Origin of the sequence: Oricola nitratireducens (assembly GCF_014904745.1) — a bacterium.
Lineage (GTDB): Bacteria > Pseudomonadota > Alphaproteobacteria > Rhizobiales > Rhizobiaceae > Oricola > Oricola nitratireducens.
Window position 1 is genome coordinate 1 of record NZ_JACZCS010000015.1, and the last position, 10,466, is coordinate 10,466.

10 protein-coding genes are annotated in these 10,466 nt (G+C 64.1%); 7 read left to right on the forward strand and 3 right to left on the reverse strand.

From position 1 onward, the window contains the following. Positions 1-960 (reverse strand): 5-aminolevulinate synthase (hemA, locus tag IG169_RS10230; protein WP_210325954.1); only part of this gene is annotated, 960 nt, incomplete at its 3' end. Between the two features lie 266 nt (positions 961-1,226). On the opposite strand from hemA, the gene cysG reads away from it, so the two are divergent. From cysG to IG169_RS10260, 6 genes are read left to right on the forward strand one after another with little or no spacing between them, the layout of a single operon-like run. After that, positions 1,227-2,639 (forward strand): siroheme synthase CysG, encoded by a 1,413-nt coding sequence (gene cysG, locus IG169_RS10235; protein WP_193176115.1) that lies wholly within the window; start codon positions 1,227-1,229, stop codon positions 2,637-2,639. 1 nt (position 2,640) lies between these two features. Further along, entirely contained in the window at positions 2,641-2,943 is a 303-nt protein-coding gene (locus IG169_RS10240) for a DUF2849 domain-containing protein (RefSeq protein ID WP_193176116.1), read from the forward strand. A gap of 3 nt (positions 2,944-2,946) precedes the next feature. Next, positions 2,947-4,620, forward strand: a complete 1,674-nt coding sequence (locus tag IG169_RS10245) for a nitrite/sulfite reductase (RefSeq protein ID WP_193176117.1) — start codon at positions 2,947-2,949, stop codon at positions 4,618-4,620. Then, the gene (locus tag IG169_RS10250) at positions 4,601-5,359 is read left to right on the forward strand and encodes a phosphoadenylyl-sulfate reductase (protein WP_193176118.1); all 759 of its coding nucleotides are present in this window, start codon (positions 4,601-4,603) and stop codon (positions 5,357-5,359) included. The genes IG169_RS10245 and IG169_RS10250 overlap by 20 nt, the downstream gene beginning before the upstream one ends. Further along, complete coding sequence (locus IG169_RS10255) at positions 5,356-5,802, forward strand: DUF934 domain-containing protein (RefSeq protein WP_210325955.1); 447 nt, start codon at positions 5,356-5,358, stop codon at positions 5,800-5,802. Before IG169_RS10250 ends, IG169_RS10255 begins: the two co-directional genes overlap by 4 nt. A gap of 24 nt (positions 5,803-5,826) precedes the next feature. Then, positions 5,827-6,681 carry a ferredoxin--NADP reductase gene (locus IG169_RS10260; protein ID WP_193176119.1) on the forward strand — a complete coding sequence of 285 codons (855 nt, stop codon included), beginning with the start codon at positions 5,827-5,829 and terminating at the stop codon, positions 6,679-6,681. A 103-nt stretch (positions 6,682-6,784) separates the two neighbouring features. Here the strand turns inward: IG169_RS10260 and IG169_RS10265 are convergent, their stop codons facing one another. Further along, the gene (locus IG169_RS10265; RefSeq protein ID WP_193176120.1) at positions 6,785-7,165 is read right to left on the reverse strand and encodes a YjiS-like domain-containing protein; all 381 of its coding nucleotides are present in this window, start codon (positions 7,163-7,165) and stop codon (positions 6,785-6,787) included. 111 nt (positions 7,166-7,276) lie between these two features. Between IG169_RS10265 and IG169_RS10270 the strand changes: the two genes are divergently transcribed. Then, complete coding sequence (locus IG169_RS10270; RefSeq protein ID WP_193176121.1) at positions 7,277-8,869, forward strand: winged helix-turn-helix domain-containing protein; 1,593 nt, start codon at positions 7,277-7,279, stop codon at positions 8,867-8,869. A gap of 139 nt (positions 8,870-9,008) precedes the next feature. Here the strand turns inward: IG169_RS10270 and sthA are convergent, their stop codons facing one another. After that, the gene (gene sthA, locus IG169_RS10275) at positions 9,009-10,433 is read right to left on the reverse strand and encodes a Si-specific NAD(P)(+) transhydrogenase (protein WP_193176122.1); all 1,425 of its coding nucleotides are present in this window, start codon (positions 10,431-10,433) and stop codon (positions 9,009-9,011) included. Between the last annotated feature and the right edge of the window lie 33 nt (positions 10,434-10,466).

Here is a 10,466-nt window from a genome sequence, read left to right on the forward strand (position 1 = left end):
GCCGCGTGCATCGAGCGCCGCGCGCACCCGGGCGACATTGGCCTGATGCATCTGGCGCTCGGCCTGGCTGTCTTTCAGGTGCCGGATCGAGGCGGTCGCGCCGGCCGCCAATGCCGGCGGCAGCGCGGTGGTGAAGATGAAGCCCGACGCAAACGAGCGCACGAAGTCGATCAGGTTGGACGAGCCGGTGATGTAGCCGCCCATCACGCCGAACGCCTTGCCGAGCGTGCCCTCGATCACGGTGAGCCGGTCCATCAGCCCCTCGCGCTCGGCGACACCGCCGCCGCGCGGGCCGTACATGCCGACCGCATGCACCTCGTCGAGATAGGTCATCGCATTGTGCCTGTCGGCGACGTCGCAGATCTCCTTGATCGGGGCGATGTCGCCATCCATCGAATAGACGCTCTCGAAGGCGACCAGCTTCGGCGCCGCCGGGTCGTCCTGGCTCATCAGCCGGTCGAGGTCTTTCCAGTCATTGTGCCTGAACACCCGCTTCTCGCAGCGCGAGTGCCGGATGCCCTCGATCATCGAGGCGTGGTTCAAGGCGTCGGAATAGACGATAACGCCGGGGATCTTCGCGGCCAGCGTGCCGAGCGCCGCCCAGTTGGAGACATAGCCCGAGGTGAAGATCAGCGCCGCTTGTTTGCCGTGCAGATCGGCGAGCTCCCGCTCCAGCATGACGTGGTAGTGGTTGGTGCCGGAGATGTTGCGCGTGCCGCCCGCCCCGGTGCCGCATTTGTCGATCGCCGCATGCATCGCGGAAACGACCTTGTCGTTCTGGCCCATGCCCAGATAGTCGTTCGAGCACCATACCGTGACGTCCTGCGTCGAGCCGTCTTCCCGGTAGCGCGTCGCCTTCGGGAACTGGCCCGCATGGCGCTCGAGATCCGCAAACACACGGTAATTGCCGTCATCGCGCAACGACGAAAGACGATCGGCGAAGAACTGTTCGTAATCCAAACCCCTAGCCTCCGTTTGACGGTCCCTGAACCCGCCATTCAAGATTTCGCCGTTCATATAGCCGGTGCCTCCGGATTTTGGAATGCGTCAAAAGTGAGTGTTTTTTCTAACGGCGCGATTCGACCGTGCATTGACTCTGATCAAACAACGTTAACCTTCAACGAAAGGGAACAGATTTCCCCGGCCTTCGCGACATTTGGAATGCGCGTTCTCGTGCGCCGATTTGTCGCCGCCTATTGTCCGGGCCTTAACGAACGAGGCCCGAAATGCGTCATTTTCCGATTTTTCTCGATTTGTCCGGGCGGCGTGTCGTCGTTTCCGGCGCGGGAGAATGCGCCGTTTCGAAACTGCGCCTGCTGCTCAAAACCGAAGCCGCGATCGCGGTCTATGGCGAGGGTCCTGTCTCCCAGATCCGCCAATGGGCCGCCGAAGGCCGCATCGCGCTTGTCGAACGCCCCGTCGGCCGGGGCGATGCGGCCGCTGCTGCGCTTTTCTATTGCGCCAATGACGACGCCGCCGAAGACGCCCGCGCCGCCGGGATCGGGCATGAGTCCGGCGCGCTGGTCAATGTCGTCGACAATCTCGACGATTCGCAGTTCATCACGCCGGCGATCGTCGATCGCGATCCCGTCACCGTCGCCATCGGCACGGAAGGCGCCGCGCCGGTGCTGGCGCGCAAGATCAAGGCCGACCTCGAAGAGCGCCTGCCTGCCTCGCTCGGCCTGCTGGCGCGAGTCGGCCAGGCCTTCCGGGAACGGGCCGCCATGATCCCGATGGGCCGGAAGCGCCGCGATTTCTGGGCGCGCTACTTTTCCGGCGAGGGCGACGCCGCGCTGAAGGCCGGCGGCGAAGCGGCCGCCCGCGCGAAGCTGGAAGAAATCCTGACCGACGCCATCGAGACCCGGCCGCGCGACGGCCATGTCGCGTTGATCGGCACCGGCCCCGGCGACCCGGAGCTCCTGACAATCAAGGCGCGGCGTCTGATCCACGAAGCCGACGTCGTCCTGCACGACCGTCTGGTGCCGCAGGCGATCGTCGAGCTGGCGCGCCGCGAGGCGACGATCATCGAGGTCGGCAAGACCGGTTACGGCCCGTCCTGGAAGCAGGAGGACATCAACGCACTGCTGGTCAAGCACGGCTCGAAAGGCGCGCAGGTCGCGCGGCTGAAATCCGGCGATCCCGGCATCTACGGCCGCCTCGACGAGGAACTGGACGCGCTGGATGCGGCCGGTATCGCCTGGGATGTCGTGCCCGGCATCACGGCGGCTTTCGCAGCGGCCGCCTCCTCCGGACTGTCGCTGACGCGGCGCGGGCGCAATTCCTCCGTCCGCTTCTTGACAGGGCGCGATGTCGAGGGCTTCGCCGAGCATGACTGGCGCGAGCTTGCCCGCCCCGGTTCCGGCGCCGCGATCTATATGGGCGTCAGGGCCGCGACCTTCCTGCGCAGCCGGCTGATTATGCACGGCGCCGCTCCGGAAACGCCGGTGACGGTGGTCGAAAACGCCTCGCGCCCCGACCAGAAGACGATCGCCACCACGGTCCTGGCGCTGCCCGAGGCGCTGGAGGCAGCCGGCGTCGCCGGCCCCGCCGTCCTGCTTTACGGCATGGCCGCCCGCAAAGCTGCCACGGCGGTTCAGGCCGCTACCAACCAGATTCACGAAAAAGCCGGAGTGCTTTGAAATGGCTCGCGATTACAAACCCCAGATCGTCACCGCCAACGACCTCTTCGAGGGCGACGCGGTCTATTTCACCGCGTCCAACAACTGGTCGCGCGATCATGGCGACGCCATCGTCGCCTATTCGCGGGACGCCGCCGAAAAGATCCTCTCCGCCGCCAATGCGCAGCAGGACAAGGTTGTCGGCCCGTATCTCGCCGAGACCGTCATGGGCGACGACCACCGGCCGCAGCCGGTGCATTTCCGCGAGGTGTTCCGCACCCGCGGCCCGTCCAACTATTTCCACGGCAAACAGGCAGGAGCCTGATCCATGTACCGCTACGACGAATTCGACGAGGCTTTCGTGCGCAACCGCGTCGCGGAGTTCCGCGAGCAGGTGGAGCGCCGCATCGATGGCTCGCTGACCGAGGACGAGTTCAAGCCGCTGCGCCTGAAGAACGGCGTCTATCTGCAGTTGCACGCCTACATGCTGCGCGTCGCCATTCCCTACGGCACGCTCAATTCGCGCCAGATGCGCCAGCTGGCGCTGGTCGCCGAGCGCTTCGACAAGGGTTACGGCCACTTCACCACGCGCCAGAACATCCAGTTCAACTGGCCGCGGCTGAAGGACATCCCGGACATTCTCGACACGCTCGCCGATGTTGGCATGCATGCGATCCAGACGTCGGGCAACTGCATCCGCAACGTGACGGCCGATCATTTCGCCGGCGCCGCCGCCGACGAGATCGAGGATCCGCGCCCGACGGCGGAACTATTGCGGCAATGGTCGACCGACCATCCGGAGTTCCAGTACCTGCCGCGCAAGTTCAAGATCGCGATCACCGGCGCGCCGAACGACCGCGCGGTCACCAAGGCGCATGACATCGGCCTGCGCATGGTGCGCGACGCGGCCGGCCAGCCCGGCTACGAGGTGATCGTCGGCGGCGGTCTCGGCCGCACCCCGATGGTCGGCAAGACCGTGCGGGAGTTCCTGCCGAAAGACGATTTGCTGCCCTATCTGGAAGCGATCCTGCAGGTCTACAATCTCTCCGGACGGCGCGACAACAAATACAAGGCGCGCATCAAGATTCTCGTCCACGAGACAGGGCTCGAGGACTTGAAGGCTGAGATCGAGACGGCGTTCATCCGGCAAAAGCGCGACTTCCCGGGCGTGCCGGCGGAGCTCGTCGCGGCAATCGAGGAGGCCTTCGCGCCACCGCTGTTCGACAACACCCGGTCGCTCGCCTTCGAGCAGGCGCAGGCCGCCAATCCGGCGTTGCGCTCCTTCGTCGAAACCAATGTCGCCGAACACAAGAACCCGGCCTATTCGATCGTCTCGGTATCGCTGAAGCCGGTCGGCGGCACGCCGGGCGACGCGAGCGCCGAGCAGATGCGCGTTCTCGCCGACCTCGCCGAGCGCTACGGCCATGACGAGTTGCGCATCAGCCACGAGCAGAACGTCATCCTGCCGCATGTGCGCAAGGCCGACATCCCGGCCGTCTACGCGGCGTTGCGCGAAGCGGGCCTGGCGACCGCCAATATCGGCCTCGTCTCGGATATCATCGCCTGCCCCGGCATGGATTACTGCGCGCTCGCGACGGCGCGCTCGATACCCGTCGCCCAGGCAATCTCCAAGCGTTTCGACGAACTCAAGCTGGAACGCGAAATCGGTCCGCTGAAGATCAAGATCTCCGGCTGCATCAATGCCTGCGGCCACCACCATGTCGGCCATATCGGCATTCTCGGCCTGGACAAGGCGGGGCGCGAAAACTACCAGATCACGCTTGGCGGCGACGGCACCGAGACCGCGACGATCGGCGAACGCACCGGCCCCGGCTTCGACGCCGGGGACCTTGTGCCGGCGATCGAGGCCATCATCGGGACCTATCTGGATTTGCGCGAGGACGCCTCCGAGACCTTCCTCGCGGCCTATCGCCGCCTTGGCGCGGACCCGTTCAAGCATGCCATCTATGGCGAACAGAAGGATGAAGTCCGTGCCGCATGACCGCATCGAACTGAGACACGCCCCGTCGGCCGAAGACACCGCGCGGCTGCGCGTCGCCCGTGCGCGGGACGTGCTACGCGAAGTCCTCGTCGAAAAGACATATGGCAAGATCGCCGTCGTCTCGTCCTTCGGATCGGAATCGGCAGCGCTTCTGCATCTCGTCGCCGAGGCCGATCCCTCGACGCCGGTAATCTTCATCGACACGCGGATGCTGTTTGCGGAGACGCTCGCCTACAAGGACGCGCTGATCCGGCGGTTCGGCCTGAGCGACGTGCGCACCGTCTCGCCGGACGGCAGGGTGATCCGCTCGACGGACCCCTATGGCCGGCTGCACCTGAGCGACACCGACGCCTGCTGCGGCTTCCGAAAGACCGACGTCTTGCGCGAGGCGCTGAAGGATTTCGACGGCTGGGTCACGGGCCGAAAGCGGTTCCAGGCGGCGACGCGTTCGGATGTCGAAACGTTCGAGCGGGCCAGCGACGGCAAGGTCAAGATCAATCCGCTCGCCGAATGGTCGAAAGAGGACATCGACGCGCATTTTGCCGCATTTGATCTGCCTCAACACCCGCTTGTCGAGCACGGCTATCTTTCCATCGGCTGCGCGTCCTGCACCAGCCCGGTAAAGGCGGGCGAGGATGCGCGCGCCGGGCGCTGGCGCGGTTCCGACAAGACGGAGTGCGGCATCCATTTCGAAAACGGAAAACTGGTGTGCCCGGCAACTGCCGGCGCCGGGGAATGACCATGGGTATCATCGTGACCGACGCCGGTTTCGGCGAAGACGTACTGGCGGACCGATTGCGGACGCTGCCGATCGAGGCGTTGCAGGCGGCGGATCGGGATGATCTTCCGGGCGAATTCGCGCTGTCGATTGCCAACGACGCCGACGCTGACGAAATCGCGCCCTTCTTCGCATGGATCCGCCTGATCGAGATCGCCTTCCCGTCCTTCCAGGACGGACGGGGCTTCTCGCTTGCCAGGCGCCTGCGCCAGGCGGGCTATCGCGGCAAGCTGCGCGCCACCGGCCACGTCATCGCCGACCAGTATGCGCATGCGCGCCGCGTCGGCTTCGACGAGGTGGAAATCAGCGGCGACCTCGCCGCCCGCCAGCCCGAGGAACAATGGCTCGCGCGCGCCGGTTGGCAGAACCACTTTTATCAAAAGCGTTTGCAGGCGACCGCCTGAACGGTTTAACAGGACCTTCCGAACATGAACGACCTGACGCCAATCCAGGAGACGGCGGCGCCCGTGAACATCGCGACACCCCTGCCCGACGGCCAGACCGTCACGCAAGTCAAACACTGGACGGAGAAGCTGTTCTCGTTCCGGCTGACGCGGCCGCAGAGCCTGCGCTTCCGCTCGGGCGAGTTCGTGATGATCGGCCTGATGGGCGATCCCGTCGGCGACAAGCCGGCCAAGCCGATCCTGCGCGCCTATTCGATCGCCTCGCCGTCATGGGACGAGGAACTGGAATTCTATTCCATCGCCGTGCCGGACGGCCCGTTGACCTCGAAGCTGGTCCATATCAAGCCGGGCGACCAGGTGATCCTGAAGACCAAGGCGACGGGCACGCTGGTCGTCGACGCGCTGTTGCCGGGCAAGCGGCTCTACATGATCGCGACGGGCACCGGCATCGCGCCGTTCGCCTCGCTGATCCGCGACCCGGAAGTCTATGAGAAATTCGACCAGGTGATCCTGACGCATACCTGCCGCCATGTCGCCGAACTGGATTACGGGCGCGAGCTCGTCGACAACCTGATCAACGATCCCCTGATCGGCGAGATGGTGGACGGCAAGCTTGTCTACTACCCGACGACGACGCGCGAAGAATCGCCGAATATGGGCCGCATCACCGACAAGATCCGCTCGGGCGAACTGTTTTCCGATCTCGGCGTCCCCGCCTGGAACACCGAGGACGACCGGGTGATGATCTGCGGCTCGATGGGGCTGAATCTCGAGATCAAGGAATTGTGCGAAGCCGCCGGGATGGAGGAAGGCGCGAATTCCAAGCCCGGGCATTTCGTGGTGGAGAAGAGTTTCGTCGGCGAAGGCGGGATTCTGTAGCCGCTTCCGGGATAGCCACACAAAAACGCCCGCTGTCAGCGGGCGTTTTCGCGAGCGCCGGCAATCAGGCCGCGCAAACGCCTTTCTGTGGAGAGAGGCTGGGTCAGCGCAGACCTTCGAGATTGGGATTGGGCTCCACCGCCGAACGCCGGCGACGGCCGGCTTCCGACGGACAGATGCCAGCATCCCGCAATTGACGGTCACTCAGTCGCGACAGGATTCGCCGGCGCAGAACGCCGCGCAGAACATTTGCGCCAGATCGTGCCAGCCGCCTCGTTCCATTCCGCAGAAAACGGAATCCCAGGATCAATCGGACGGGGGACCTGACCAGGGACTCCCTGATCTCCGTCAATGCAACATCGCCATTCTGGAAGTGTTCATGCAGCATTTTCCGGCTCCCCTTTTCTTGAACCCCCGAGGCTTCCGGAATGGCGGCGAATTGTTGCGCGATTATTTGCAGATGCAGGACCGTCTGCTTTGACAATGGCCGCCACGCGCGTAAAAGGGGCTAATAAGCCGGGGTCCGCCGTAAATCCGGTTTTATTCCCTTCGGAATCGGCGAAGCTGCAGCCTGTTGCAATCGAGGGGCAGACCAATGAGCAACCTGGTCCGACACGGCGACAAGACCTTCGATTCCGAATTCCTCTATTTTCTCGACGACGAGCACCAGCCCGTGCGGTTCAGCCGCACCGAGCGGCAGCTCCTGAAGAAATTCACGGAAAATCCCGGTGTCGTGCTATCGCGCGACCGCCTGCTCGACATTCTCACCGGGCCCGGATCCGATTCATCCGATCGCAATATCGATTTCCTGATCAATCGCCTGCGCCGGAAACTCGGCGATTCCGCCCGCCACGCGTCATTCATCGCGACCCAGTACGGTGAGGGCTACGTCTGGATCGCAACGCGCGGCGAGCCCTCCCGGCGGGCGGCAGGCGCATTCGTCGTCGTCGGTCCCATCCACGGACTGAGGTTCATCGGGACGCAGTCCGACCGTGCGCGGAGCTTCGCCAGGCATCTTGGCGTGCGAATCGGATTGAAAACGTCCAGGGAGCGCGAGGTAGTCGTCGACGAAGACTGTCCGAGGCCCGACCAATTCTCCGGCGCCATGCCGCAATTCGCGGTCGAACTGAATTTCACGCAGGTATCGGATCGTCTCGATTGCTCCGTGGCTTTGAAGTTTTTCGCCACCGGCCAAATCACCCGCATATCGAGACACTCTGTCGCGACCTGCGACGGAGATCACCCCACGCCGGATTTCGACGCCATTGCTGACGGCATCTGCGAAGCGATCTGGGACGCGCTCGCGTATGATCGCCCGAAGGAGCACCATCCCCCCGACAAGCCGCTTGCCGTGCGCATGCACGACGTAGCCGCGCTGCTATCCAGCAATTCGAGCTGGATCGAAGCGGAGAAGCGTCTCCGGTTCTCGCTTGAACGAGACCCGGGAGACCACACGGCCCAGTTGATGCTCGCCACCAGCCTCCATTCGAAATACATCATGTCGGGAACGGTAGCGCCACTCGGCGTCGATCTGCGTGATCGGGACGAGGACGAAATGGAGGAACTGGTGACAGCCAGCCTGCCGCATCTCGCCAACAATTCCATCCTGCTGATGGCGGCCGGCAAACTGCTGTACTTCCTCGATCGCGGGCACCGTTCGCTGGGGATCGATATACTGGAAGACGCTTTTCGATCGAGTTCGGCCTTCGCCGCCGCCTTCACGACATATGGCCAACTGCAGATGCACCTGGGCAACATCGAGAACGCCCTCGCGCTTTTCGAGCAAGGCTTCGAGCTCTGCGAACCGGGATCGGATTTCTACTTCTACATGCTCGTACTGAAAGTTCAGGCCCTGATCGCGAATGACGACCGCGAGCGGGCTGACACGATTCTGGACGACGCATATCAGAAGGCCGCGACGACGCGCGCGGCCCTGTCGGTGATGTTCGCGCCCGAAGCCGGCGTAGCGATCCATCCGCAGACCCGGGCCATGTTCGACATGATCGACGAAAACCGCGCCCGCAACCTGTTGGTTTGGATGAACTACATGTCGGCCCGGTTGTTCCGGTTCACTGACCACGGCGCCAATATTCTGAAGGGTCCGGCATCGCGTTTCATCGAGCGGTTCGGTCCGCGGGTGGTTCCCGACGAGACACGACATCACTTTTCGCAACTGAAACCCGCATAACATACCGATTCTATCGGCGCACCGGCGGCCACTTCCGTTTTCGATGATGTTTCAAGGCCTTGCGCCACGTTCCCAACAACCGGACCGGGCCCTTGTCATCGTCCGATACAAACCGACCGGCGCTGACGGCATCTCTGTTTCACGCCTGCTTCTTCACCTTTTCTTCCGGCACGCTCGCGCCCATGCGGTTCCAGGCGTCCAGCGCGGCGATCTTGTAGGCTTCGGCGAGGGTGGGATAGTTGAAGGTGTTCTCGACGAAATAGTCGAGCGTGCCCTTCAGGTTGAGCACGGCCTGGCCGATATGGATCAGTTCGGTGGCGCCCTCGCCGACGATGTGGCAACCGAGCAGGCGGCGCGTCTTCAGCGAGAACAGCATCTTCAGCATGCCGCGGTCGAGGCCCATGATGTGGCCGCGCGAGGTCTCGCGGAAGCGCGCGATGCCGCTCTCGTAGGGAATGCCGCGCTCGATGACCTCCTCCTCCGTCATGCCGACGGTCGAGATCTCGGGCACGGCATAGATGCCGTATGGAAAATATTCCGGCGGCTCGTGCGCCGCCACCCCGAGCGCGTGACAGGCGGCGATGCGGCCCTGTTCCATCGAGGTCGAGGCGAGGCTCGGAAAGCCGATCACGTCGCCGGCCGCGTAAATATGCGGCACGCTGGTTTGCAGGGTTTCCGGATCGACCTTGAGCCGGCCGCGGTGATCGCATTCCAGCCCGCAGGCATCGAGATTGAGCGTCTTGGTCGCACCCATGCGGCCGGCAGCGAACAGCAGCATCTCCGAGCGGACCTTGCGGCCGCCCTCGAGCGTAATTTCGCAGCCCTTATCGGTGCGCGTGACGCTCTCGACCTTGCTGCCGAAGCGCAACGCCATGCCGCGGTCGCGCAACTGGTAGGTGAAATCCTCCAGCAGTTCCTTGTCGATGAAATCGAGCATGGAGCTGCGCGGCTCGACCAGCGTCACGTGGACGTCGAGCGCGGAGAAGATGGTCGCGTATTCGACGCCGATGACGCCCGCGCCGATCACGGCGATCGAGCGCGGTAGGTCGGGAAGCTCAAGGATTTCGTCCGAGTCGAAGACCGAGACGGCGCCGTCGAAGGGGATGTAGTCCGGCCGGAACGGAACGGTGCCGACGGCGACCAGGAAGCTGTCGGCGGACATCGCGAATGTTTCACCCTCCTCGCCCTCGACCTCGATGGTCTTCGAGTCGGTGAAGCGCGCGGTGCCGCGCATCGTCGAAACCTGGTTGCGGGCGAACTGGTGCTCCAGCACCTCGACTTCGTGGCCGAGCGTGACATGCAGCCGGCGGCGCAGATCGTCCGCGCTGATGTCCTGCTTGACGCGGTAGGAGCGGCCGTAGAAACCGCGCTCGCGCCAGCCTGACAGGTTGAGCGCGGTCTCGCGCAGCGTCTTCGAGGGAATCGTGCCGGTATGGACCGAGACGCCGCCAACGCGTCCGCCGCGTTCGACGACCATAACGTCCTTTCCGAGCTTGGCGGCCTGGATGGCGGCTCGGCGGCCCGCCGGGCCGCTGCCGATGACGATCATGTCGTAGTGGTCCACGTGACTTGTCCCCTGGCGACGTGGGCCTCCTCC